The sequence below is a fragment of the Delftia sp. DLF01 genome, from assembly GCF_014852125.1.
In the GTDB taxonomy this organism is placed as follows: Bacteria; Pseudomonadota; Gammaproteobacteria; order Burkholderiales; family Burkholderiaceae_C; genus Comamonas; species Comamonas acidovorans.
Genome location: NZ_JACVAZ010000004.1, coordinates 154,262 through 178,374, shown reverse-complemented (window position 1 = coordinate 178,374; position 24,113 = coordinate 154,262). Strand labels below are relative to the sequence as shown.

At 69.1% G+C, this 24,113-nt stretch carries 21 protein-coding genes; 12 read left to right on the top strand and 9 right to left on the bottom strand.

The annotated features are described in order from the left end of the window. Nucleotides 1–23: 23 nt before the first annotated feature. The 3 genes from IB269_RS21835 to IB269_RS21825 are packed head-to-tail and all read right to left on the bottom strand — an operon-like array spanning nucleotide 24 to nucleotide 5,934. The gene (locus IB269_RS21835; protein WP_192368290.1) at nucleotides 24–1,517 is read right to left on the bottom strand and encodes an efflux transporter outer membrane subunit; all 1,494 of its coding nucleotides are present in this window, start codon (nucleotides 1,515–1,517) and stop codon (nucleotides 24–26) included. Between the two features lie 5 nt (nucleotides 1,518–1,522). After that, nucleotides 1,523–4,678, bottom strand: coding sequence for a multidrug efflux RND transporter permease subunit (locus tag IB269_RS21830; protein WP_192368289.1), 3,156 nt, complete (start codon nucleotides 4,676–4,678; stop codon nucleotides 1,523–1,525). Between the two features lie 26 nt (nucleotides 4,679–4,704). Next, on the bottom strand, nucleotides 4,705–5,934 hold the full coding sequence (locus IB269_RS21825; RefSeq protein ID WP_192368288.1) for an efflux RND transporter periplasmic adaptor subunit: 1,230 nt from the start codon (nucleotides 5,932–5,934) through the stop codon (nucleotides 4,705–4,707). A 137-nt stretch (nucleotides 5,935–6,071) separates the two neighbouring features. Here IB269_RS21825 and IB269_RS21820 point away from each other — a divergent pair, with 137 nt between their 5' ends. Then, complete coding sequence (locus IB269_RS21820; RefSeq protein ID WP_034397250.1) at nucleotides 6,072–6,638, top strand: TetR/AcrR family transcriptional regulator; 567 nt, start codon at nucleotides 6,072–6,074, stop codon at nucleotides 6,636–6,638. A gap of 151 nt (nucleotides 6,639–6,789) precedes the next feature. After that, nucleotides 6,790–7,704, top strand: a complete 915-nt coding sequence (locus tag IB269_RS21815) for a LysR family transcriptional regulator (protein ID WP_141835693.1) — start codon at nucleotides 6,790–6,792, stop codon at nucleotides 7,702–7,704. On the opposite strand, the gene acnD is transcribed toward IB269_RS21815, so the two are convergent. The 3 genes from acnD to IB269_RS21800 are packed head-to-tail and all read right to left on the bottom strand — an operon-like array spanning nucleotide 7,692 to nucleotide 11,962. Next, nucleotides 7,692–10,319 (bottom strand): Fe/S-dependent 2-methylisocitrate dehydratase AcnD, encoded by a 2,628-nt coding sequence (acnD, locus tag IB269_RS21810; protein WP_192368287.1) that lies wholly within the window; start codon nucleotides 10,317–10,319, stop codon nucleotides 7,692–7,694. The two genes, IB269_RS21815 and acnD, sit on opposite strands and share 13 nt — an antisense overlap. 60 nt (nucleotides 10,320–10,379) lie before the next feature. Further along, on the bottom strand, nucleotides 10,380–11,567 hold the full coding sequence (gene prpC / locus IB269_RS21805) for a 2-methylcitrate synthase (protein ID WP_192368286.1): 1,188 nt from the start codon (nucleotides 11,565–11,567) through the stop codon (nucleotides 10,380–10,382). Continuing rightward, nucleotides 11,564–11,962: an acyl-CoA thioesterase gene (locus IB269_RS21800; RefSeq protein WP_043821632.1), complete on the bottom strand. Its 399-nt coding sequence runs from the start codon at nucleotides 11,960–11,962 to the stop codon at nucleotides 11,564–11,566. The genes prpC and IB269_RS21800 overlap by 4 nt, the downstream gene beginning before the upstream one ends. A 117-nt stretch (nucleotides 11,963–12,079) precedes the next feature. Here IB269_RS21800 and IB269_RS21795 point away from each other — a divergent pair, with 117 nt between their 5' ends. Beyond that, the gene (locus tag IB269_RS21795; protein WP_192368285.1) at nucleotides 12,080–13,492 is read left to right on the top strand and encodes a short-chain fatty acyl-CoA regulator family protein; all 1,413 of its coding nucleotides are present in this window, start codon (nucleotides 12,080–12,082) and stop codon (nucleotides 13,490–13,492) included. A gap of 36 nt (nucleotides 13,493–13,528) precedes the next feature. On the opposite strand, the gene IB269_RS21790 is transcribed toward IB269_RS21795, so the two are convergent. Further along, the gene (locus tag IB269_RS21790; RefSeq protein ID WP_012207662.1) at nucleotides 13,529–14,494 is read right to left on the bottom strand and encodes a ferritin-like domain-containing protein; all 966 of its coding nucleotides are present in this window, start codon (nucleotides 14,492–14,494) and stop codon (nucleotides 13,529–13,531) included. 332 nt (nucleotides 14,495–14,826) lie between these two features. Here IB269_RS21790 and IB269_RS21785 point away from each other — a divergent pair, with 332 nt between their 5' ends. Next, nucleotides 14,827–15,177 (top strand): serine/threonine protein kinase, encoded by a 351-nt coding sequence (locus IB269_RS21785; RefSeq protein ID WP_192368284.1) that lies wholly within the window; start codon nucleotides 14,827–14,829, stop codon nucleotides 15,175–15,177. Nucleotides 15,178–15,240: 63 nt separating this feature from the next. Here IB269_RS21785 and IB269_RS21780 read toward each other — a convergent pair whose 3' ends face one another. Then, entirely contained in the window at nucleotides 15,241–15,447 is a 207-nt protein-coding gene (locus IB269_RS21780) for a hypothetical protein (RefSeq protein WP_192368283.1), read from the bottom strand. Nucleotides 15,448–15,718: 271 nt separating this feature from the next. Between IB269_RS21780 and IB269_RS21775 the strand changes: the two genes are divergently transcribed. Genes IB269_RS21775 through IB269_RS21765 form a run of 3 tightly spaced genes read left to right on the top strand, consistent with a single transcriptional unit; the run spans nucleotide 15,719 to nucleotide 16,858 of the window. After that, nucleotides 15,719–16,042 carry a hypothetical protein gene (locus IB269_RS21775; protein WP_043821628.1) on the top strand — a complete coding sequence of 108 codons (324 nt, stop codon included), beginning with the start codon at nucleotides 15,719–15,721 and terminating at the stop codon, nucleotides 16,040–16,042. A gap of 26 nt (nucleotides 16,043–16,068) precedes the next feature. Then, the gene (locus IB269_RS21770; RefSeq protein ID WP_043821626.1) at nucleotides 16,069–16,590 is read left to right on the top strand and encodes a low affinity iron permease family protein; all 522 of its coding nucleotides are present in this window, start codon (nucleotides 16,069–16,071) and stop codon (nucleotides 16,588–16,590) included. A 34-nt stretch (nucleotides 16,591–16,624) separates the two neighbouring features. Next, complete coding sequence (locus IB269_RS21765; RefSeq protein ID WP_013800488.1) at nucleotides 16,625–16,858, top strand: hypothetical protein; 234 nt, start codon at nucleotides 16,625–16,627, stop codon at nucleotides 16,856–16,858. Nucleotides 16,859–16,865: 7 nt separating this feature from the next. On the opposite strand, the gene IB269_RS29200 is transcribed toward IB269_RS21765, so the two are convergent. Then, nucleotides 16,866–17,744 carry a c-type cytochrome gene (locus IB269_RS29200; protein WP_192368282.1) on the bottom strand — a complete coding sequence of 293 codons (879 nt, stop codon included), beginning with the start codon at nucleotides 17,742–17,744 and terminating at the stop codon, nucleotides 16,866–16,868. A 72-nt stretch (nucleotides 17,745–17,816) separates the two neighbouring features. On the opposite strand from IB269_RS29200, the gene IB269_RS21755 reads away from it, so the two are divergent. From IB269_RS21755 to IB269_RS21735, 5 genes are all read left to right on the top strand, one after another. After that, the gene (locus IB269_RS21755; RefSeq protein WP_013800486.1) at nucleotides 17,817–18,203 is read left to right on the top strand and encodes a c-type cytochrome; all 387 of its coding nucleotides are present in this window, start codon (nucleotides 17,817–17,819) and stop codon (nucleotides 18,201–18,203) included. Further along, on the top strand, nucleotides 18,200–19,138 hold the full coding sequence (locus IB269_RS21750) for a c-type cytochrome (protein ID WP_192368281.1): 939 nt from the start codon (nucleotides 18,200–18,202) through the stop codon (nucleotides 19,136–19,138). Before IB269_RS21755 ends, IB269_RS21750 begins: the two co-directional genes overlap by 4 nt. After that, nucleotides 19,117–21,666 (top strand): cbb3-type cytochrome c oxidase subunit I, encoded by a 2,550-nt coding sequence (locus IB269_RS21745; RefSeq protein WP_192368280.1) that lies wholly within the window; start codon nucleotides 19,117–19,119, stop codon nucleotides 21,664–21,666. The genes IB269_RS21750 and IB269_RS21745 overlap by 22 nt, the downstream gene beginning before the upstream one ends. 100 nt (nucleotides 21,667–21,766) lie before the next feature. Continuing rightward, on the top strand, nucleotides 21,767–22,522 hold the full coding sequence (gene otsB, locus IB269_RS21740; RefSeq protein ID WP_225614249.1) for a trehalose-phosphatase: 756 nt from the start codon (nucleotides 21,767–21,769) through the stop codon (nucleotides 22,520–22,522). Beyond that, a complete protein-coding gene (locus IB269_RS21735) occupies nucleotides 22,519–24,045 on the top strand; it encodes an alpha,alpha-trehalose-phosphate synthase (UDP-forming) (RefSeq protein ID WP_192368278.1) in 1,527 nt (508 codons plus the stop codon). Before otsB ends, IB269_RS21735 begins: the two co-directional genes overlap by 4 nt. The last annotated feature ends 68 nt before the right edge of the window (nucleotides 24,046–24,113 follow it).

Sequence of the window (24,113 nt, the reverse complement as noted above, 5' to 3'; positions counted from 1 at the left end):
CGGGGCTCAGGGCTGCTCGGTGCTCAGGGCTGCTGGACGGCCGCCACAGGCTGGGACTGTGATGGTGGTGGTGGCGGCGGCGCAGTCCAGCTGCCGCCGAGCACGCGGAACAGCTGGGCCAGCGCCAGCTGCCGCTGGGTCACGGTATCGATGTAGGCGCTTTCATTGGCGAAGGCGCTGCGCTGTGCGTCCAGGTAGCGCAGATGGTCGTCCACCCCCGCCTGGTAACGGGCCTGCGCCAGCCGCAGGCTTTCGCGGCTGCTGTCGCGCAGCGCCAGGCGCGCGGCTTCCTCGCGGCGCAGCGTGTCGGTGGCGGCCAGGGCGTCGGCCACTTCGCGGAAGGCGGTCTGGATGGCCTGCTCGTAGGCTGCCACGGCCATGTCCTTGCGCAGCACGGCCAGGTCGAGGTTGGCGCGGTTGCGCCCCCCGTCGAAGAGGGGCAGCGTGACCTGGGGAGTGAACGACCAGGCGCGCTGGCCCGAGCGGAACAGGTCGGACAGATCGGCGCTGGACGATCCCAGGAAGCCGGTGAGCGAGATGCGCGGGAAGAAGGCCGCGCGCGCCGCACCAATGTCCGCGCTGCGCGCGCGCAGCCGGTGCTCGGCCGCCTGGATGTCCGGGCGGTGGATGAGCAGTTCGGAAGGCGTGCCGGCCGACAAATCCTGCAGCAGCATGGGTACGTCGGGCGACTTTGCGGACCGTGCGGACTGTGCGGACTGTGCGGACAGGTACGGCCCCAGATCTTCCACGCCCGTCAGCAGCAGCAGGGCGTTGCCGGCCTGGCGCAGTTCGCGTTCGCTGCGCTCCACGTCGGCGCGGGCCTGGGCGGCCAGGCCCAGGGCGTCCTGGTGATCCAGGGCGGTGGCCGTGCCCGCATTGCGCCGCTGCGCGGTCAGGCGCAGCGAGGATTCACGGCTTTGCAGCGTGCGCTGCGCCAGTTGCAGCCGGCGCAGGGCCCCGTCGCGGGACAGGTAGGCCTGCACCACTTCGGCGCCCAGGCTGATGCGGGCGGCGCGCGCGGCCTCTTCGGTGGCCAGGTACTCGCCCAGGGCGGCTTCGGACAGGTTGCGCACGCGGCCGAACAGGTCCAGCTCGAAGGCGGCCAGCCCCAGCCCGGCCTGCCAGTTGCTCTGCACCTGCGGCTGGCCCGTGGCATTCATGTCGCCCGGCAGGCGCTGGCGCGTGCCGCCGCCCTGCAGGCCCACGCCCGGCAGCCGGTCGGCGCGCTGCACCTGGTACAGGGCGCGTGCCGCCTCCACGTTGAGCAGGGTCTGGCGCAGGTCGCGGTTGTGGGCCTGGGCCAGGTCCACCAGCTGGCGCAGCTGGCGGTCGGCGATGAAGCTGTTCCAGTCCAGCGTGGCCGCCGACGAGGACAGCACGGGCGCGGCATCCTGTTGCGGCCAGTGCGTGGGAATGGGCGCCTGCGGACGCTGGTGGACCGGGACGAGGGAGCAGCCCGCCAGCACCAGGCTGGCGGCCAGCGCACACAGGGCGCGTGGGAAGAAGTGCATGGACATGGCGCTTACTCTGTGGAGGTTGCCGGGGCCTGCAGGGCAGGCGGGGTGCCGGCCGGCGCCTTGCGCCGGAACAGGGACAGCACCCAGACGAAGAAGACGGGAACGAAGACCACCCCCAGCAGCGTGGCCGACAGCATGCCGCCGATCACGCCGAAGCCGATGGCGGCCTGGCTGGAGGCGCCCGCGCCCGAGGCCAGCGCCAGCGGCACCACGCCCAGGATGAAGGCCAGCGAGGTCATGACGATGGGCCGAAAGCGCAGCCGCGCCGCCTGCAGCGCGGCCTGGGCCAGGCTGTGCCCCTGCGCATGCAGGTCCTTGGCGAACTCCACGATCAGGATGGCGTTCTTGGCCGCCAGGCCGATGATGGTGATCAGGCCCACCTTGAAGTACACGTCGTTGGACAGGCCCACGGCCGAGGTGGCCAGCACCGATCCCAGCGCGCCTATGGGCACGATCAGCATCACGGCGGCGGGAATGCTCCAGCTCTCGTACAGGGCCACCAGCAGGAGGAACACCACCACGATGGCCAGCGCGAACAGCTTGGGCGCCTGGGCACCGGCGGCTTTCTCCTGGAAGGACAGGGCCGTCCACTCGTAGCCGATGCCGCGCGGCATCTCGGCCATGATGCGTTCCAGCTCGGCCATGGCCTCGCCCGTGGTGTGGCCGGGCCTGGCATCGCCCGAGATGCGGAAGGCCGGATAGCCGTTGTAGCGCGAGATCTGCACCGGCCCGCTTTCCCAGCGCACCGTGGCAAAGGCCGACAGCGGCACCTGCTGCCCGCCGGCGTTGGGCACGTGCAGGCGCAGGATGTCCTCGGGCCGCGCGCGGGCCTGGGAATCGGCCTGCACCACCACGCGCTGCAGGCGGCCCGCGTTGGGAAACTCGTTGATCACGGCCGAGCCGTAGGCCGTGGACAGGGCCGTGTTGATGGCGCTGAAATCCACGCCCTGGGCCTGCGCCTTGCGCCGGTCGATGTCCAGCCGCAGCTGGGGCGCATCCTCCAGGTTTTCCATCATGGCGTAGGCAATGATGGGCGAGGCATTGGCCTTGGCCAGCAGCTGGTCGCGCGCGGCGATCAGCGCCTCGCGGCCCAGGTTGGCGCGGTCCTGCAGGCGCAGCGCAAAGCCGCCGGAGTTGCCCAGGCCGTCGATGGGCGGCGGGTCCACGGCCATGACGGTGCCGTCGGACAGGCGGGCAAAGCGCTGGTTGAAGGCCTGCACCTCGTCCCAAGACGCCTGCCCGGCGCCGCGCACCGACCAGTCCTTGAGCGTGACGAAGGCCAGGGCCGCGTTCTGCCCCATGCCCGAGAAGCTGTAGCCCATCAGGAACTCCGCCTGGGCCGTGGCGGGGCGGCCCTGGATGTAGTCCTCCATGTCCTTGACCATGGCCTTGGTGCGCTCCGTGGTGGCGCCCGGCGGCAGCTGCACGCCGACGATGTAGTAGCCCATGTCCTCGTAGGGCACGAAGGATTCGGGCATGCGCGTGTACGCCACGCCCAGCCCGGCCACGATGGCGGCATACACCAGCATGCAGCGCCCGGCGCGGCGCACCAGCCGCTGGTTGAGCAGGTCGAAGCGCTCGGTCAGCGTCGCGAAGCGGCGGTTGAACCAGCCGAAGAAGCCCTTGCGCTCGGCGTGGTGGCCCTTGGCAACGGGCTTGAGCAGCGTGGCGCACAGCGCCGGCGTGAAGGTCAGCGCCAGCAGGCCCGAGAACAGGATGGACACGGCCAGCGACAGCGAGAACTGCCGGTAGATCACGCCCACCGATCCGCTCATGAAGGCCAGCGGCAGGAACACCGCCACCAGCACCAGGGTGATGCCGACGATGGCGCCCGAGACCTGCTGCATGGCCTTGACCGTGGCGGCCAGCGGAGACAGCCCCTCCTCGGCCATGAGGCGCTCCACGTTCTCCACCACCACGATGGCGTCGTCCACCAGGATGCCGATGGCCAGCACCATGCCGAACATGGTCATCATGTTCACCGAAAAGCCCAGCACATACATCACGCCCAGGGTGCCGGCCAGGCAGACGGGCACGACGATGGTGGGAATCAGCGTGTAGCGCAGGTTCTGCAGGAACAGCCACATCACCAGGAACACCAGCGCTACGGCCTCCACCAGGGTATGGATGACCTTGCCGATGGCCACTTCCACGAAGCGCGAGGTGTCATAGGGCACGGCGTACTGGATGCCGGCAGGGAAGTTCTGCGACAGCTCGGCCAGGCGCGCCTTGACGGCCTTGGCGGTCTGCATGGCGTTGGCGCCGGGCGCCAGCTGCACGGCGGCGGCCACGCCCTGGCGGCCGTCCTCGCGCGAGGAAAAGCTGTAGTCCAGCTGGCCGACCTCCAGCCGCGCCACATCGGCCAGGCGCACGGCCGAGCCATCGGCCCTGGCACGCAGCACGATCTGGCCGAACTCCTCGGGCGAGGCCAGCGTGCCCTTGACGGCAATGGTGGCGCTCAGCTCCTGGCCAGGCCCTGCGGGCGAGGCGCCAAAGCTGCCGGCCGGCACCTGCGCGTTCTGGGCGGCGATGGCCGCGTTCACGTCCGCCACCGACAGGCCGTAGCCCAGCAGCTTGTTCGGATCGACCCACACGCGCATGGCCACATCGGCCGCGAAGAACTGCACCTTGCCCACGCCGGGCACCCGGCGGATCTCGTTGTTGATGTTGCGCACGGCGTAGTCGGACAGGGCCACCTCGCTGTTGCTGCCGCTGCCGCTGCCGTCCTTGTAGGTCAGCGAGTAGATCATCAGGAAGTTGGCGCTGGCCTGCTCGACCTGCAGGCCCATCTGCATCACGGACGCGGGCAGGCGCGCCTCGGCCTTCTTGATGCGGTTTTGCACCTCCACCTGGGCCAGCGCGGGCTCGGTGCCCGGGGCAAAGGTGGCCGTGATCTCGGCCAGGCCCGTGGAGCCGCTGGAGGAGTCGAAGTACAGCAGCCCCTTGGTGCCGTTGAGCTCCTCCTCGATGACGCTGGTCACCGACTCCATCACCGTGGTGGCGGAGGCGCCCGGATAGTTGGCGGTGATCGAGATCTGCGGCGGCGCCACGTTGGGAAACTGGGAGACGGGCAGCGCCGGTATGGCCAGCAGCCCGGCGAGCATGATGAAGATGGCCACCACCCAGGCGAAGTTGGGGCGGTTGATGAAGAACTTGGACATGGTCTATTCCTTGGGCAGGCGCCGGCTCAGTCGCTGGACGTGGCGGAGCTGCCGGAGGCGCTGAAGGTGCCGGACAGCCCCGCCGTAGGGGAGGCCGCGGCATCGGAAAGGGCCGTGACCTGAACCCGCGCCCCGGGCTGCAGGCCCGCCATGCGGCCCACCACCACGCGCTCGCCGCCCTTGAGGCCTGCGCTGATCTGCCACTGCGCGCCATGCATGGCCGCGGTCTGCACGGGGCGCATCTGCAGCGTGTCCTGGCCGTCCACCACCAGCACGTGGGCCTGCCCGTCGGTGCTGCGCTGCACGGCCCGCTGCGGCACCAGGATGGCGGCAGGGTCCACGCCCTGGCCCACGGTCACGCGCACATACATGCCGGGCAGCAGCATGCCGTCGCGGTTGTCGAAGCGCCCGCGCAGCGCCATCTGGCCCGTGCCGCGGTCCACCGTCACATCCGAGAACATCAGCCGCCCCGTGCGCTGCAGGCCCGTGCCGTCCACCTTCAGGGAGACCGGCGTGCCGTCCTTGCCCGCCGTCTGTGCCAGGCGGCCCTCGGCCAGGGCCGCGCGCAGGCGCTGGGCTTCGGCCACGGGCTGCTGGAAGTCGGCATAGACCGGGTCGAGCTGCTGGACCAGCGCCATGGGCGTGGCCTCGCCCTGGCCCACCAGGGCGCCCTCGGTGACCAGTGCACGGCCGATGCGGCCCGCGATCGGCGCCCTGACCGTGGCGTATTCCAGGTTCAAGGCGGCCGCCTGCACCTCGGCCTGGGCGGACTGCCGCGCGGCCTGGGCCGCCTGCAGGCGGGCCTGCATGGCCTCGAAGTCCTGGCGGCTGACCGCCTCCTGCGCCACCAGCGGCGCGTTGCGGCCAACCACGGCACGCGCTTCGAGCAGGGCCGCCTCGGCGCTGGCCAGCTGGCCCTGGGCGCGGGACAGGGCGGCGCGCAGGGGCGCCGGGTCGATCTGGAACAGCACCTGGCCGGCCCGGACGTCGACGCCTTCCTCGAAATGGCGGCGCAGCACGATGCCGGCCACCCGCGCACGCACCTCGGCCACGCGCACGGGCTCGATACGGCCCGGCAGCTCGCTGGACAGGGCCAGCGGCGCGGGCTGCACGGTGACGGCCTGCACCACGGGCAGCGCGTCACCCGCTGCGGCCGGAGCCTCGTTGCGGCCGCAGCCCGCTGCAAGGGCGGCCAGGGCGGCCAGCACCAGGGCCGCCAGCGGCAGGCCACGTCGATTGTTCAGACGCATGCTCATGTTCACAACCTGATTGAGTTCGATACGAAGGCCGCGATGGTACATATCAGAATCAAATGAGTCAACATCGATTCATTTGATTCTTTAAAGCATCAACAGATAAAATCCATGCACTTTCCAAGGAGGCATGACAAGCGATGACGAGCACCAAGCAAGAGGACGAAGGCAAGCTGCTGGGCGCACTGGCACTGGCGCTGCTGGACGATCCCAAGGCCAATCTGCAGGAGCTGGCACGCGCCATCGGCATCAGCAAGGCCACGCTCTACCGCTTCTGCCCCACGCGCGACCAGCTCATCGACCGGCTCATAGGGCATGCGGCCGACACCCTGTCGCGCGCCATGCACGCGGCCGAGCTGGAGCGCCACGCGCCGCTGGAGGCGCTGCGCCGCCTCACCGCCCACTGCCAGGACCATCAGACGCTGCTGCTGTTCCTGATGTATTTCTGGCGCTCCGACATCTCGGTGGTCGGCCAGATAGAGAGCGAATGGGTGGCGGCCATGGATGCCTTTTTCCTGCGCGGCCAGCAGGCCGGCGTGTTCCGCATCGACATCACGGCCGCGGCGATGACCGAGCTGTGGCTTTCCATGGCCGTGGGCCTGCTGGATGCGGAACGGCGCGGCCGTGTCGCGCGGGCCAGCGTGGCGGCCGTGATGGAGCAGTCCTTCCTGCACGGCGCCCTGCAGCCCGGCGCACCGGCCGCGTAGCACGCCGGGCGCCGGGCGCCGATGGGGGAAACCGAGGTGATGAATGATGGTCATGCACTGCTTTCAATCGATGAAGGCAGCGATGAAATGGATTCGCATCAATGAACTAGAATTTTTCTAGTTCAAAAATCCATGAATTTTTCTCACCAACATGTTGGAACGCACCCACCTCGCCATCGTCCGTGAAGTCGAAAAACAGGGCTCGCTGACGGCGGCGGCCGGCGTGCTGTGCGTGACGCAGTCGGCGTTGAGCCACAGCATGAAGAAGCTGGAGCAGCAGCTGGGCACGGACATCTGGCTGCGCGAAGGCCGCAGCCTGCGCCTGACGCAGGCCGGCCAGTACCTGCTGGCCGTGGCCCAGCGCGTGCTGCCTCAGCTGGACCTGGCCGAGGAGCGGCTGCGCCAGTTCGCCCAGGGCGAGCGCGGCGCGCTGCGCATCGGCATGGAGTGCCATCCCTGCTACCAGTGGCTGCTCAAGATCGTCGCGCCCTATCTGGCGAGCTGGCCCGATGTGGATGTGGATGTGAAGCAGAAATTCCAGTTCGGCGGCATCGGCGCCCTGTTCGGCTACGAGATCGACCTGCTGGTCACGCCCGATCCGCTGTTCAAGACGGGCCTGGAGTTCGTGCCCGTGTTCGACTACGAGCAGGTGCTGGTGGTCTCCAGCGCGCATGCGCTGGCAGGGGCCGATTTCGTGGAGGCCGCCCAGCTCGCGCCCGAGGTGCTGATCACCTATCCCGTTCCCATGGACCGGCTGGACATCTACAACCAGTTCCTCATGCCGGCCGGCATCACGCCGCGCCGCCAGAAGGCCATAGAGACCACGGACATCATGATGCAGATGGTGGCCAGCGGCCGGGGCGTGGCGGCCCTGCCGCGCTGGCTGGTGCAGGAGTACGCGGGCAAGCTGGACGTGGTGCCCGTGCGCCTGGGCGCCAAGGGCATTGCCAAGCAGATCTTCCTGGGCGCGCGCGTGGCGGACCTGCAGACCGACTATCTGCAGGCTTTCATCGAGCTGGCGCGCCAGCCGCTGGCCGCCGGCACGCCCCCTGCTCAGGCTGCCTGAGCCTGCGCCAGGAAGTCCTGGGCAAAGCGCTGCAGCACGCCGCCCGCTTCGTAGACCGATACCTCCTCGGCCGTGTCCAGCCGGCAGGTCACCGGCACGCGCAGCGTCTGGCCGTTGCGGCGCTCGACCACCAGAGTGAGTTGGGTGCCCGGCGTGCGCTCGCCTTCCACGCCATAGACTTCCGTGCCGTCCAGGGCCAGGGTCTTGCGGTCGGTGCCCGGCAGGAACTGCAGCGGCAGCACGCCCATGCCGATGAGGTTGGTGCGGTGGATGCGCTCGAAGCCTTCGGCCACCACGGCCTCCACGCCCGCCAGCCGCACTCCCTTGGCCGCCCAGTCGCGTGAGCTGCCCTGGCCGTAGTCGGCGCCCGCGATGATGATCAGCGGCTGGCGGCGGTTCAGGTAGGTTTCCATGGCCTCCCACATGCGCACCACGCGGCCTTCGGGTTCAATGCGCGCCAGCGAGCCCTTGTGCTGCACGCCGTCAATGACGGCCATTTCGTTGACCAGCTGCGGGTTGGCGAAGGTGGCGCGCATGGCGGTCAGGTGGTCGCCGCGGTGGGTGGCGTAGGAATTGAAGTCTTCCTCGGGCAGGCCCATGCGCGCCAGGTATTCGCCCGCCGCGCTGTCGGCCAGGATGGCGTTGGAGGGCGACAGGTGGTCGGTGGTGATGTTGTCGGGCAGCAGGGCCAACGGCCGCATGTTGCGCAGCGTGCGCGGGAAGGCCGCCAGCGCGCCCACGCCTTCGGTGTCCCAGTACGGCGGGCGGCGAATGTAGGTGGACTGCGGGCGCCAGTCGTACTGGGGCGAGGCCTTGTCTCCATCGTCCTTGCGGATGGCGAACATGGGTTCGTAGACGGCGCGGAATTGCGCAGGTTTGACCGCTTGCTCGACGATGGCGTCGATCTCCTCGTCGGCGGGCCACAGGTCCTTGAGGCGGATCTCGCGGCCTTCCACCACGCCCAGCACATCCTGCTCGATGTCAAAGCGCACCGTGCCCGCCAGCGCATAGGCCACGACCAGCGGCGGCGAGGCCAGGAAGGCCTGTTTGGCCTGGGGATGGATGCGCCCGTCGAAGTTGCGGTTGCCCGAGAGCACGGCCGTGGCGTAGAGGTCGCGCTCGACGATTTCCTGCTGGATCCTGGGGTCCAGCGCGCCGCTCATGCCGTTGCAGGTGGTGCAGGCAAAGGCGACGATGCCAAAGCCCAGCTGCTCCAGCTCGGTGAGCAGCCCGGCCTCCTTCAGGTACAGCTCCACGGCCTTGGAGCCCGGCGCCAGCGAGGATTTGACCCAGGGCTTGCGCGTGAGACCCAGGCGATTGGCATTGCGCGCCAGCAAGGCGGCGGCGATGACATTGCGCGGGTTGCTGGTGTTGGTGCAGCTGGTGATGGCGGCGATGATGACGGCCCCATCGGGCATCAGGCCCTGACGCTCCTGGGCGCGGGCGGCCTGCAGTTTTGCCGCATCGGCAATGCCGCGCTCGGCCAGGGCCGAGGTGGGCAGGCGCCGGTGCGGATTCGAGGGGCCGGCCATGTTGCGCACCACGGTGGACAGGTCGAACTGCAGCACGCGCTCGTACTGCGCATCGGCCAGGCTGTCGCTCCAGAAACCTGCGGTGCGCGCATAGGCTTCGACCAGGCGCACCTGGGCCTCGTCGCGGCCGGTCAGGCGCAGGTAGGCCAGCGTCTGGTCATCAATGGAGAACATGGCCGCCGTGGCGCCGTATTCAGGGCACATGTTGGAGATGGTGGCGCGGTCGCCAATGCTCAGGCTGTCGGCGCCCTCGCCAAAGAATTCCACATAGGCCCCGACAACTTTTTGCTGGCGCAGGAATTCGGTCAGGGCCAGCACGATGTCGGTGGCGGTGATGCCCGCCTGGCGCCGGCCCGTGAGGCGCACGCCCACGATCTCGGGCAGGCGCATCCAGCAGGCGCGGCCCAGCATGACGTTCTCGGCCTCCAGCCCGCCCACGCCCACGGCGATCACGCCCAGGGCATCGACATGGGGCGTGTGCGAGTCGGTGCCGACACAGGTGTCCGGGAAGGCCAGGCCATCCTGCACGGTGACCACGGGGGACATTTTTTCCAGATTGATCTGGTGCATGATCCCGTTCCCTGCGGGAATCACATCCACGTTGGCAAAGGCCTTCTTCGTCCACTCGATGAAGTGGAAGCGGTCCTCGTTGCGGCGGTCCTCGATGGCGCGGTTCTTCGCAAAGGCATCGGGATCGAAGCCGCCGCACTCCACGGCCAGCGAGTGGTCCACGATGAGCTGCACGGGAACGACGGGGTTGACCTGGGCAGGGTCGCCACCTTCGGCCGCGATGGCGTCGCGCAGGCCGGCCAGGTCCACCAGGGCGGTCTGGCCCAGGATGTCGTGGCAGACCACGCGCACGGGGTACCAGGGAAAGTCGATGTCGCGGCGGCGCTCGATGAGCTGCAGCAGGTAGCCGTCCAGCTGCGCGGGATCGGCGCGGCGCACGAGGTTCTCGGCGTGGACGCGGGCGGTGTAGGGCAGGCGTGCCCAGGCGCCGGGCGAGAGGGCATCGACGGCGGCGCGGGCGTCGATGTAGTGCAGCGTGGTGCCGGGCAGGGGTTTCTTGTGGGTGTGGTTCATGAGGCGGATGCAATGCGGGCGGGCCTGCAGCCCGCCCGCCAGGTTCAGGACAGCGGCGGCTCAGGCGCGCGCATCGAGGGGCACGAACTTCTGGTCATCCGGCCCCGTGTAGTTGGCGCTGGGGCGGATGATCTTGTTGTCCTGGCGCTGCTCGATCACATGGGCTGCCCAGCCGCTGGTGCGCGCGATCACGAACAGCGGCGTGAACATGGCCGTGGGCACGCCCATCATGTGGTAGCTGACGGCACTGAACCAGTCCAGGTTGGGGAACATCTTCTTGACCTCCCACATCACCGCTTCCAGCCGGTCGGCAATGTCGTACATGCGGGTGGTTCCCGCCTCGTCGGACAGGCGCTTGGCCACGCCCTTGATGACCACGTTGCGCGGGTCGCTGACGGTGTAGACCGGGTGGCCGAAGCCGATCACCACTTCCTTGGCATCGACGCGGCGGCGGATGTCGGCCTCGGCCTCGTCGGGCGTGTCGTAGCGCTTCTGGATCTCGAAGGCCACCTCGTTGGCGCCGCCATGCTTGGGGCCGCGCAGCGCACCGATGGCGCCCGCGATGGAGGAATACATATCGCTGCCCGTGCCCGCGATCACGCGCGCCGTGAAGGTGGAGGCGTTGAACTCATGCTCTGCATAGAGGTTGAGCGAGGTGTGCATGGCGCGCACCCAGCCTTCGGAAGGCCGGTGGCCGTGCAGCAGGTGCAGGAAGTGGCCGCCGATGGAGTCGTCATCGGTCTCCACCTCGATGCGCCGGCCCGAATTGCTCCAGTGGTACCAGTACAGCAGCATGGAGCCCAGGCTGGCCATGAGCCGGTCGGCAATGTCGCGGGCACCCGCCAGGTTGTGGTCGTCCTTTTCGGGCAGCACGCAGCCCAGGGCCGAGACGCCGGTGCGCATCACGTCCATGGGGTGGGCGCCGGCAGGCAGCTGCTCCAGCGCCTGCCTGACGCTGGCCGGCAGGCCGCGCAGCGCCTGCAATTTGGTCTTGTAGGCCTGCAGTTCGGGGCGCGTGGGCAGCTTGCCGTGCACCAGCAGATGGGCAATTTCCTCGAACTCGCAGACCTCGGCAATGTCCAGGATGTCGTAGCCGCGATAGTGCAGGTCGTTGCCCGAGCGGCCCACGGTGCACAGCGCCGTGTTGCCGGCGGTCACGCCCGACAGGGCCACGGACTTCTTGGGCTTGAATGCGGACGCAGATGGTGCAGTTGGCGCAGATGGCGCGTCGATGATCGTGGTACTCATGGAAGGGTCTCCTGGTTCAGATAGGAATGGGCAATGGCGGCAGGAAGGCCGTTGTGGTCGACAGCCACCATCTCGAACAGGCCCTTGAGCACGTCCTCGCAGGCAATGCCCGGTGCCTGGGCCGACGCGGTGACGCAGACCGTCATGGAGCTGCGCCCCACGCGGCTGACCCAGCCGCGCAGGACGATCTCGTGGCCCACGGGCACGGGCGCCAGGAAGTCCACGCCGGTGACGGCGGCCATCACCACCTCGCGCTGCGCCAGGCTGCGCGCTGCCAGAAAGGCGGCCTTGGCCATGAGCTGCAGGCCCTGGCCCGCGAACAGCGTGCCGTGGTGGTTGGCCAGCGCGGGCAATACCAGTTCGCGCAACTCGGCGGTTCCAGCAGGTGTTGTCATGCTTCGCAATCTACGCAAAATAGCGGCTCAGCCATAGGGCTGAAAAGGCGAATTCTTGCGAAACGAATCCCACGATATTGCGAATTCTGCGAATAACAGCCACCCGAGGAAACAGGCATGAAGAAGACATTCATGGGCGTCAAGCTGCGCAAACTGCGCGCGGAGCACGGCCTGTCCCAGATCGCCCTGGCCCACGCGCTGGGCCTGTCGCCCAGCTACCTGAACCAGCTGGAGCAGAACCAGCGGCCGCTGACGGTGTCGGTGCTGCTCAAGCTCAACCGTGCGCTGGGCGTCGATATCCAGCAGTTCTCGGAGGACGAGGAGGCGCGCCTGGTCGCCGGCCTGCGCGAGGCCCTTGCCGAGGCGCCCGAATCCATTGCCCTGCCCGAGCTGCAGGAAGTCGCCGCGCAGATGCCGGCGCTGGGGCGTGCGGTGATGGCGCTGCACCGCCGCCATCTGGAAGCCCTGGAGCGCATCGAGAGCATGTCGCTCAGGCTGGGCGATGACCGCTCGGACATGCCGGTGGCGCGCACCATGCCGTTCGAGGCCGTGCGCGATTTCTTCTTTGCGCACCAGAACTATTTCGATGAAGTGGACCGCGCGGCCCAGGCCCTGGCCGGCGAGGCGCGCGCGGACCCGGGCCATCTGGCGGACTGGCTGGTCCGGCGGCTGCAGCAGCGCCACGGCGTGCAGGTGCATCGCTCGGAAGACTCCCGGCAAAGCCAGCGCCGCTTCGACCCGGCCACGCGCTCGCTGTGGCTGTCCTCGGCGCTGGAGCCTGCGCAACAGGCCTTCCAGCTGGGCACGCAGCTGGCCTTGCTGGAGATGGGCGACACGCTGGACCGGCTGATCGCCACCGCCGCCTTCCAGGGCGATCCGGCGTCATGCAAGCTGGCCCGCGTGGGCCTGGCCAACTACTTTGCGGGCGCGCTGCTGCTGCCCTATGACCTGTTCCTGGAGACGGCCGAGCAGTTGCGCTATGACATCGACCTGCTGGGCCAGCGCTTTGGGGTGGGCTTTGAAACCGTCTGCCACCGCCTGAGCACGCTGCAGCGGCCGGGCGCACCGGGCGTGCCCTTCTTCTTCGTGCGCGTGGACCGCGCGGGCAATATCTCCAAGCGCCAGTCGGCCACGCATTTCCACTTCAGCCGCACGGGCGGCACCTGCCCGCTGTGGACGGTGTACGAGGCCTTCGGCCAGCCCGACCAGGTGCTGCGCCAGCTGGCCAGCATGCCCGACGGGCGGCGCTACCTGTGGATTGCACGCTCGGTCTCGCACGGGCAGCGCGGCTATGGTTCGCCGCGCAAGACCTTCTCCATCGGCCTGGGCTGCGACATACGCCATGCCTCGCGCCTGGTGTATGCCAAGGGACTGGACCTGGGCGATCCGGAATCGGCCACGCCCATCGGCATGGGCTGCAAGGTCTGCGAACGCGACCAGTGCACGCAGCGCGCCTTTCCCTATGTGGGAAAGGCGCTGCATGTGGATGAGAACGCCAGCCGCTTTGCGCCCTATGGCGTGGGCGGCTGACGATTCCGTGGCCCGCGCGGTGCGCGGGATGCGCGGTCAGGCTGCGCTGCGGTAACGGTCGCGCAGGTCGCGCACTTCATCGTGGTTGCGCTGGGCACCCTGTGCCTGGCGCTCCACCACCACGCGCACGGCCGGTGGCAGCGGTTGCTTGAGCGCCTTGCGGTACTGGGCGAGGGCGGAGTCCTCGCCGCGCTCGCATTCCTCCAGCACCGCCTTGTCGTCCTGCGAGGTCAGGGCCGTCTTCACGGACACCCAGCCCCGGTGCAGCGCGCCAGCCACCGTGCCGCCCGATGCCGGCTCTCCGCCAAGCCTGCGGATTTCCGCTTCCAGCTCCCGCGCGGCAACACCGCACTCGGTGGAATGGCGCATGAACAGGGCCTTGAGGTCGGGCGAGTCGGCGTTCTCGGAGGAGGTGCGAAAGCCGTACTCGCCATCGCGGCAGGATTCAAGCAGGTCGTTGAGCACGTCCACCACATCGTCGTTGTCGATATCGCCCGTATAGGCGGGGGCGACGATGGTGCCCGTCTCGTCACGGACATCACGGCTGCCTGCGCGCGCCCAGGCGGCGCGGGCTGCGGGCCGGGCCTGGTCCCAGTCCAGATGGCTGGCGCCACGGCGTGTGGTCCATTCGCGCTCCCACTCGGCGTCGAAGGCATCGAAGTCGGCATCGCGGCGTGCGGCGGCAGCGTTCCAGCCCAGCTCGTAGGCGGGACGGTATTCCTCGTAGCTGCGGCCAGCCACGTAATAGGGCTCGCTCTGGTAGGCATCGCGCCAGTAGGCATCTTCAACCGTGGGGTTCACGGCCTCGGCTGCACCCTTGCCAGCCAGCCCGCCGACCACGGCACCGGCCACACCGCCCACGGCAGCGCCGATGGGGCCGCCCATTGCGCCGAATGCAGCGCCGGTGACGGCGCCGCCTGCTGCGCCTATGCCGGTGCCCACCGGATGCGCGCCGGGTGCGTCGGACAGCGGGTCACGGTTTGCGGGGTTCGATTGCGTCATGGAATGTGCTCCTTGGCAGTTGAAAGTGATTCCTATGCTGATGGCCGCGGCGGCCGTCCGGCGTGCGCGCTTGCGGCCATGTGCCGTAGGAACGCAGCGCCCTGCCCTTGCGGACATCGCGCCAGCGGCCTGTGGCCATTTTTCGCACTGCCGCACAGGGCAAGCACAGGGCAATCGGCGTGCCTGCCGGCCCTCCCGCATCGGACTGCATCCGAGCGCATCGGCACGCTCCTACCTCCAGGAAAGTGCTGTGCCCACCCCCGCTGCAAGCCCGCGCAGGCAGGCTTGGTCCATGACCCGGCCACGGTGGCCGGACCCCCTTGGAGATCACCATGCGCACCCCGAACAACACGGCTGCCACCGGCAGCGACACTCCCCAGATCGACAGCAGCGAAGACGCCAGCGCCGACCTGCCCGAAGGCAAGGACATCAACGAGCACCTGAGCGCGGAAAAGGATGTGGCCGATTCCATCGCCGAGGCCTCGGCGCACCGTTTCGACGACATGCCCCAGGACGGCCCGCTGAACTTCGACGATGGAACCGACATGGGCCACCCGCGCGGCAACACGCAGCGCGAGGGCGGCACCTGGCAGGCCGAGGGCGCGGACAGCGGCAGCCTCAGGCCGCCCGCCGAAATCCTGTCCAACCGCAATGGCCCCAGCGACCGCAAGAACGGGCGGTGACGCACCTTCGCACGCCATGAAAAAGGGCACCCGAGGGTGCCCTTGTCGCGAGGAACCGGCAATTCATCCAGCGCCGCGGTCACCGCCTGGTCCGCCGCCCTTGTTCTGGCGCGTCTGGGCCTGGTTGCCGCTGCCGACATGGGCCTCGCGGTCATGGCGGCTTTCGGGCGTTCGCTGGCCTTCGTTCCTTTGCGTGGGCGGCTTCGCGCCCTGGCGGTTGTGATCGTTCTCCACCTTGCCCTTGCCGGGATCCTGTCTGTCGCTGCTCATATCGCGCTCCTTGTCTATGGTGCCGGGCCCCATCGCTGCAGGGCCGGACTTCCAGTCTAGGCAGCGCGCAAGGCCCAGGCAGCGGGTCATGGGCGCCCGCCGGCGTGGGGCGTCTCCCACAGGGCAAACGACGTGCCTGAGAACGGCGTTCATGCGCGAGGCATCTTTTCGTTCCTGCGCTTTCGGCGTGGTCCCACGGCGGCTGCGCACGGGCGAAGAGACCATGGCCCAAGCGCCGCCTGCGCAGGCCCGCGAACGAAAGGAAGACGCCATGAAAGACAAGACCCCATCCGCATCCAAGTCCTCTGCACCCACACAGGCGAAGCCGTCTGGCGATGGCCAGACCAAGCTGCCCGGCCAGGTCGGCAAGGCGCCCCATGCGCCCGGTGAATCCGATGCAGCCGACGCATCCGAACAAGGCCTGCGCCTTCCGCACGAGCGCGACCAGAGCCTGGACGCCACCAGCGATGCGCCCGATCCGGTGATGCGCCAGGCCCATGACGACATTGTTTCCGGCCAGGTGGATACCGACATGCGGCAGACGCCGGGACTGGATGCCGAGCAGCGCAAGAAGATGGTGCGCAAGCAGCCTTGATCGATTTTTCCGGACGGTTTTCCCCCATGCAAAGCACAAGTTCCACACCAAGCCGCCGCACACCGGGAGACGCCCTGGGCTCTATGCCCGAGACCAGCAGTGCCTCGTATGCCGACCACTCGCGCCTGCTGTCGGCCTTCGATCATTTCGCCAGCAGGGTGACGCGCTGGGCCGGCACGCCCATGGCCTTTTGCGTGGCCCTGATCTGCGTGGCCGTATGGGCCGTGGCGGGGCCGATGTTCCACTTCTCGGAGAACTGGCAGCTGGTCATCAATACGGGCACGACCATCGTGACCTTTCTGATGGTGTTCCTCATCCAGCAAAGCCAGAACAAGGACAGCGTGGCCCTGCACCTGAAGCTCAACGAGCTGCTGGCAGCCAACAAGATTGCCAGCAACCGCATGATCGGCATCGAGGGGCTGGACGAGGAGCAGCTGCAGCAAGTGGCGGCCTTCTACGTCAACCTGGCCGCCCGCGCGCGCGAAAGCGGAGCCTGCAAGGAATGCCACTCCATCGACGAGGACGACCCGGCACGGCCCGGCAACTGAGGTGGCCTGACTGCACTCCATCCAGGTAGAACCCATGCCAGACATTCCCGATTGGCTCCAGTGGCCTGCCTTTGCGGCCTCCCTCATCGGCGCATGGTGGGTGGGCTCGCGTTCCGCCGGGCGGCGCAATGTGGGCTTCTGGATCCTGATGCTCAGCAATGTGCTGTGGGCGCTGTGGGGATGGTCCTCCGGCGCCTGGGCGCTGGTGACGCTGCAGGCCTGCCTGGCCATCACCAACATCCGCGGCTCCATCAAGGCCGAGCGTTGAGCCAGCGCTAGCGCAAGCTGGCCAGGTAGGCAGCAATGTCCCGTGCATCCTGCTCGGCGACCCCCATGGCGGGCATGGCGGTTCCCGGCTTGACGGCGTCGGTCTGCACCAGCCAGCGCACCATGTTGTCGGGAGTGTTGTCCAGCACGCCGGCAATGCGGGTGCGGCGCGCCATGCCGTCCAGCGGCGGCCCCACCTGCGGGCTGGCCTGGGCCTGGCCCGCCACCGTGTGGCAACCCACACAGGCGTACTGGTACAGGGCCCGCTGCCCGCGCACGGCATCACCGGGCCGCAGCGCCTGCACGGGCGGCCTGCACGGCTGGAAGGCATCGTCCCGGCCCGCGTGTCCTGCGGAGCCCACCACCCAGTCCTGCCCCGCCATCGCGGCGAACTGCGGCGGCGACAGCTGCGGCATCTTCTGCAAGAAGGCGACCACCGCCCAGAGATCGTCCTCCGACAGGCGAAATTCCCAGGAAGGCATGCCCGTCATCTTCAGCCCGTTGCGCGTGAGCCAGTACAGCTGGCCGGCACTCCATCGCTGCGTGGCGTCGATCAGGGGCCCGGGCAGCGGCTGCATGCCCTGGCCCGCCGCCCCCTGGGCCACGCCGGGGCCGCCGTGGCACTGCACGCAGTGCTGGCGATAGCACTGCGCACCGCGCGCCAGCATGGCTTCGTCCGCCGCGCGCGGCGGCTCCAGGCCCCGCGCGTGGTAGCGCACGGACTGGCGCATGGCAATGTCCAGCAACTGGTAGACCGGCTTTAGGTGCTGGCGATTGGCGGCCACGTTGTAGACGCCGCTGGACACCAGGGCGGCAGCCAGCCCCGCTGCCGCGCAGGCAACGGCCAAAAGCGTGAGTGCCACGGTGCGCAGCTTGGTGGAGGCCATGAGAAATTGTCCTACCCGCCCTGCTGCGCGAATGTCAGCAGATCCTGATTGGGGACGCGGAATAATTTCCCCATGCCCGAGGCGCTCCCCTCCTTCCTGCACCGGCGCCAGCGAGTCGCCGCAAGCCTGTGCGCCGCTTTCTGGCTTGCGTGCGGCGGTGCGGCAGCTGGCCAGGAAAGCGCGTCAGTCGAGCGCGGCAGGCTCCTGCTGGCCCAGTACCGCTGCGGCAGCTGCCACAGCATTCCGGGGGTGGCCGATGCCCGGGGACGGGACGCCACGCCGCTGGACGGCTTCGGGCGGCGCAGCTATATCGCCGGGCGGCTGCCCAACCTTCCGGACCTCCTGAGCGCCTGGATCGTGCACCCGCAGGCACTGGTGCCCTCCACCACCATGCCGTCGCTGGGCGTATCGGCCGCGCAGGCGCGCGACATGGCGGCCTACCTGGGCAGCCTCCAATGAGCGGCACGGCGGCCGCCACCCCCCAGTCATCGCTGCATGCGGGCAGCGTGCAGGCGGCCTCGTTCGGAGAACTCAGTGCCGTGCTGTCCGTGGGCGCGGCGGCGCTGCTGCTGGGCGTGATGCTGCTGCTGGCCCTGTCGCTGGGCCGCGCGCGCCCGGTGCGCGTGCGCCTGTGGCTGGCGGGTGGCGGCATCGCCCTGCCCGTTGCCGTGCTGACAGCCCTGTTCTTCTACGGAGAAAGCCGCCGCCCCGACTGGCGCCCCATGCCCCCGGCCGACGCATTGGTGGTGACCGTGACGGCACACCTGTGGTGGTGGGACATACGCTACAGCGATCCGCGCACGGGCGCCGAGTTCGTGACGGCCAACGAGGTCCGGCTGCCCGTGGGCCGGCCCGTGTACTTCGCGCTGGCCAGCGGCGATGTGATCCACAGTTTCTGGGTGCCGGCACTGGGCGGAAAAATGGACATGGTGCCGGGCCGTCTGCAGCACCTGCTGGTACAGCCCACAGCCGAGGGCCGCTGGCGCGGGCAATGCGCCGAGTATTGCGGCGAGCAACATGCGCGCATGGCGCTCGACGTACTGGTGGTGGCGCCGCAGGCGTTCGAGCGCTGGTCCGCCGCGCAGGCGCGGCCCGCCTCCGTTGCCGTGAACCACCCGGGGCTGCAGGCCTTCGAGAAGCACCGCTGCAGCTTCTGCCACCGCGTGCGCGGCGTGGCCGACGAGGCCTCGCGCGGCCTGGGGCCGGACCTGACCCATGTGGGCGGCCGCCTGTCGCTGGCTGCCGCCAGCCTGCCCAACACGCCGCAGAACCTTCGCTCCTGGATCACCCATACGCAGCAGCTCAAGGCCGGGGCGCGCATGCCCTCGGGCGCAGGGCGTGTGCCCGACCACGAACTGGAAGACATCGCCGCATGGCTGAGCACCCTGAAATAGATGCTGCCCCGCCGCACGGCTTTCCCAGCGCCCTGCCCCGCCCCGCCGGCGAGCGCGAAGCCCTGGAGCGTGCCTGGGCACGCCCGCGCGGCTGGCGCATTTTCAGCGCCGTGAACAACACGCAGATCGGCGCCTTCTACATCGTGACGGCACTGCTGTTCTTCGTGCTGGGCGGCATCCTGGCGCTGGTGATGCGCGTGCAGCTGGCCGTGCCCGACAACGACCTGCTGGACGCCGCCACCTACAACCAGATGTTCACCATGCACGGCACGGTGATGATGTTCCTGTTCGCCGTGCCCGTGGTGGAGGCGATTGCAGTCTTTCTGCTGCCGGGCATGCTGGGCGCCCGGGACCTGCCCTTTCCCCGGCTGTCCGCCTATGCCTTCTGGGCCTATGCGATCGGCGGCCTGGCGTTCTTCTGCACCATCTTCTGGGGTGTGTCGCCCGATGGCGGCTGGTTCATGTACCCGCCGCTCACGAACAAGCAGTACTCGCCCGGCATCGGCGCGGACTTCTGGCTGCTGGGCATCGGCTTCATCGAGATCTCGGCGATTGCGGGCGCCATCGAACTGATCGTCGGCATTCTCTTCACACGCGCACCGGGCATGACGCTGGGCCGGATGCCGGTGTTCGCCTGGGCCACCCTGGTCAGCGCGCTGATGATCGTGTTCGCCTTCCCGGCCGTGATCGCGGCCACCACGCTGCTGGAGCTGGAGCGCGCCTTCGACTGGCCCTTCTTCAATCCGCAGTCCGGCGGCGACCCGGTGCTCTGGCAGCATCTCTTCTGGTTCTTCGGCCACCCGGAGGTCTACATCATCTTCCTGCCTGCGGCCGGCATGGTGTCCATGATGGTGCCCGCCATGGCGGGCACGCCGCTGGTGGGCCAGCGCGCCGTGGTCTGGGCGCTGGCCGGCGTGGGCGTGGTCAGCCTGCTGCTGTGGATACACCACATGTTCGCGGCCGGCCTGGGGCTGACGGCGCTGCTGCTGACTTCCATCGCCAGCTTCGTGGTGGCCATTCCGAGCGGGCTTCAGGTCTTCGCCTGGATTGCCACCTTCTGGCAGGGCCGCGTGCGCATGGACACGCCCACGCTGTTCCTGCTGGGCTTTCACTTCATCTTCGTGCTGGGCGGGCTGACGGGCGTGATGGTGGCCGTGATTCCGTTCGACTGGCAGGCGCATGACAGCTACTTCATCGTCGCCCACCTGCACTACGTGCTGATCGGCGGCATGGTGTTCCCCGTGTTCGCGGCCCTGTACTACTGGCTGCCCGTGTTCAACGGCGCGGCGCTGTCCGAGCGGCTGGGGCGCTGGATATTCGCCCTGCTGTTCGGCGGCTTCAACATCGCCTTTTTCCCCATGCACCTGACAGGCCTGCTGGGCATGCCGCGCCGTGTCTACACCTACGCGGACGCGCTGGGCTGGAACGGGCTGAACCTGCTGTCCACCGTGGGCGCCTTCATCTTTGCGCTGGGCGTGCTGCTGCTGTTCATCGACGTGGCCCGGGCCGTGCGCCGGCCGGACCGCGACCATGGCAATCCCTGGCGCGCAGGCACGCTGGAATGGCTGCCGCCGCGCGAGTACGGCGTGCGCAGCATTCCCGAAGTGCGCGGCACCGAGCCGTTGTGGGACCGGCCATCGCTGGCGCAGGAAGTGGAGGAAGGGCGCCACTGGCTGCCCGGCACCGTCTTCGGCGGCCGGGAAACCCTGCTCACCGATGCGCGCAGCGCGCGGCCCGTGCAACTGCTGCGCCTGCCCACCGACGGCTGGCCGCCGCTGCTGGCCGCAGCGGGCACGGCCGCCTTCTTTTTGCTGCTGACCGTGGAATGGGTGGCGCTGGCCTTTGCCTGCGGCCTGGGCGCCATCGCCGCCATGCTGGCCTGGATCTGGCAGCTGGACCGCACTGCGCCGGCCCCCCGGGCCGAGGTGGCCACGGGCATCTTCCTGCCCGTGCAGCCGGCCGGCAGGCGATCGCATTCCTGGTGGGCCGTGCTCATCCTGTGCACCGTGGACTTCACGGTCTTCGCCTCCTTCGCCTATGCCTACATCCACCTGTCGATGGCGCTGGAGGTCTGCCCTCCGCCGGGCGCGGCCCTGCCCGCGCCCTCCCGGGCCATGGCCAACGTGGTGCTGCTGGCCGCCAGTGCCCTGCTGCTGCGGCACTGCACGCGCTCACCTTTGGGAGACGGACCGCACAGGCAGCGCCTGCTGCGTGCCTGCGCCTTGGGGGCCCTGGTGTGCGCGGTGGGGGCCTTTGGCCTGTCGCTGGCAGGCCATCTGGATGCGGGGCTTTCACCGCGTGCGGACGGCTGGAGCGCGGCCGTGGGCGTCATCGTGGCCTACCAGGGCTTTCACTGCGTGCTGATGATGGTGCTGGGCGGCTTTTTGCTGGCCCGATCATGGTCCGGCCATCTGCAGCCCCGGGCGCGCGCCACGCTGGACAACGTGGGCCTGCTCTGGCAGGCCGCAGCCCTGCAGGGCATTCTGGGCGAGGCCATTTTGCGCCTGGTGCCGGCCCTCATGGGCTGACCGGGCCGCTTTCATCGAGAGACTGCGGCGCATGGCCGATCCCCGCACAAGCGCTCGGCTGACGGCCGATGGACCCGGCACTCGATACCTTGGTCTCTCCATGGAAACACCTCCGCTCCCCACCTGCAGATCCGCGCTGTTCCTCGACTTCGATGGCACGCTCGTGCCCCTGGCCGAGACACCGGACGCCATCCGGCCGGATCCCGCCCTCCTCCCGCTGCTGGCTGGCCTGCAGTACCGGCTCGATGGCGCGCTGGCCATCGTCACAGGCCGTCAGATCGAGGTGCTGGACCGCTACCTGGCGCCGCTGTGCCTGCCCGCCGCCTGCGAGCATGGCCTGCAGCGGCGGGATGCCGCAGGCCGCCTGCACCCGCAGCCATTGGCCATGCCAGAGACCGTGCTGCAGTTGTGCAATGCCTTGGCGGCCGATCATCCCTTCCTGCTGGTGGAGCGCAAGCGCTCCTCGGTCGCACTGCACTACCGGCGCGCGCCAGAATTGGCGGCGCTGTGCCTGGATACATTGAGCCGCGCACTGCGGCACCTGCCCGGTCTGGAGCTGCTGCACGGCAAATGCGTGCTGGAGGTCAGGCCTGCGGGCGTGGACAAGGGCCGCGCCATTGCGGCCTTTCTGCGCGAAGAGCCGTTCGCCGGCCGCACCCCCGTGTTTGCCGGTGACGATGTCACGGACGAGAGCGGCTTTGCCGTGGTGCAGGCGCACGGCGGCATGGCGATCAAGGTGGGCGAAGGCGCAAGCGGGGCCCGCCACCGGCTGGACAGCCCGCAGGCCGTGCACGCCTGGCTGCAGTCCGCATGCATGCACCTGGCGGCACAGACCTGCGCGGAGGCCCTGCCATGAGCCGGCTGGTGGTGATCTCCAACCGCGTGGCCGATCCGGGCAGGACTGCAGCCGGGGGCCTTGCCGTGGCCATGGGCGATGCGCTGCGGCAGACGGGCGGCCTGTGGTTCGGCTGGAGCGGAACCGTCACCGACGACGGTGCCCAGGCCGCGCCTGCCGGCCATGTGCACCGCTCCCAGGCCGGCAAGGTCACGCTGGCCACGGTGGACCTGGACCGCGCGGACCACGACAGCTACTACGCGGGCTACAGCAACGGCGTGCTGTGGCCCGTCTTCCATGGCCGGCTGGACCTGGCGAATTTCGACACGGGCCTTGCGGCCGGCTACCGCCGCGTGAACCAGCTGCTTGCGCGCCGGCTGCTGCCCCTGCTGGCGGAGGACGACATCCTCTGGGTGCATGACTACCACCTGATCCCGCTGGCGGCCGAGCTGCGCGCCCTGGGCTGCCGCCAGCGCATCGGCTTTTTCCTGCACATCCCGCTGCCGCCACCGACCCTGCTGGCGGCCATTCCCGAGCATGCATGGCTGATGCGCTGCCTGTTCGCCTATGACCTGGTGGGCCTGCAGACCCGCCAGGACGTGCAGCATTTCGAGCGCTATGTCTGCGAGGAGGCGGGCGGCCAGGCCCTGGGCAACGGCGCATTCCGCGCCCATGGCCAGCGCCTGGTGTGCCGCGCCTTCCCCATAGGCATCGATGTGGATGGTTTCATGGCGCTTGCACAGGGCGGCGCCTCGCGGGACATGTACGAGCGCATGAAGCACGAATACGCCCAGCGCCGCCTGCTGCTGGGCATAGACCGGCTGGACTACTCCAAGGGCCTGCCGCAGCGCCTGCGCGCCTTCCGGGAGCTGCTGGCCCGCCATCCCGAGCAGCGCCGCAGCGCCACGCTGATCCAGATCGGATCGCCCACGCGCGAGGGCCTGGACGCGTATGCCGACATACGGCGTGAACTCGAATCGCTGTGTGGCGCCATCAACGGCGACTACGGCGAGCTGGACTGGATGCCCGTGCGCTACATCCACCAGACCCTGCCGCGCGATGGCATTCCGGGCCTGTGCCGCGCGGCGGCCGTGGGGCTGGTCACCCCGCTGCGCGATGGCATGAACCTCGTGGCCAAGGAGTACGTGGCGGCCCAGGACCCGGCCGACCCGGGCGTGCTGGTGCTGTCGCGCTTTGCCGGCGCTGCCGAGCAGCTGCAGGAGGCGCTGCTGGTCAATCCCTACGACGTGCACGGCACGGCAGCCGTGGTGCAGCAGGCCCTGCAGATGCCGCTGCAGGAAAGGCGCCAGCGGCACCAGCGGCTGCTGCAGCGCATTGCCGAGCAGGATGTGCACTGGTGGCGCAAGGCCTTTCTGTCTGCCTTGAAAGAGGCCAGGCCGCTGGAGCACAGGGAAAGGGAAGGCTTCGGCATCCCCGTTCCCTCGATCAAGCAGGAGCAGGCGCCGCTGCGCCTGGAACTGGCCGCCTGCCCTGCCGATGGTGTGGAACGGGACGCCTGCCGGTCGGTGATCTCCGACAGGTAATGCCTTCCTGCTCCTGCGGCGCCGCGTTCATCCTCCCGGCACCATGGCATCGCCTGGCGCCTCCCCCC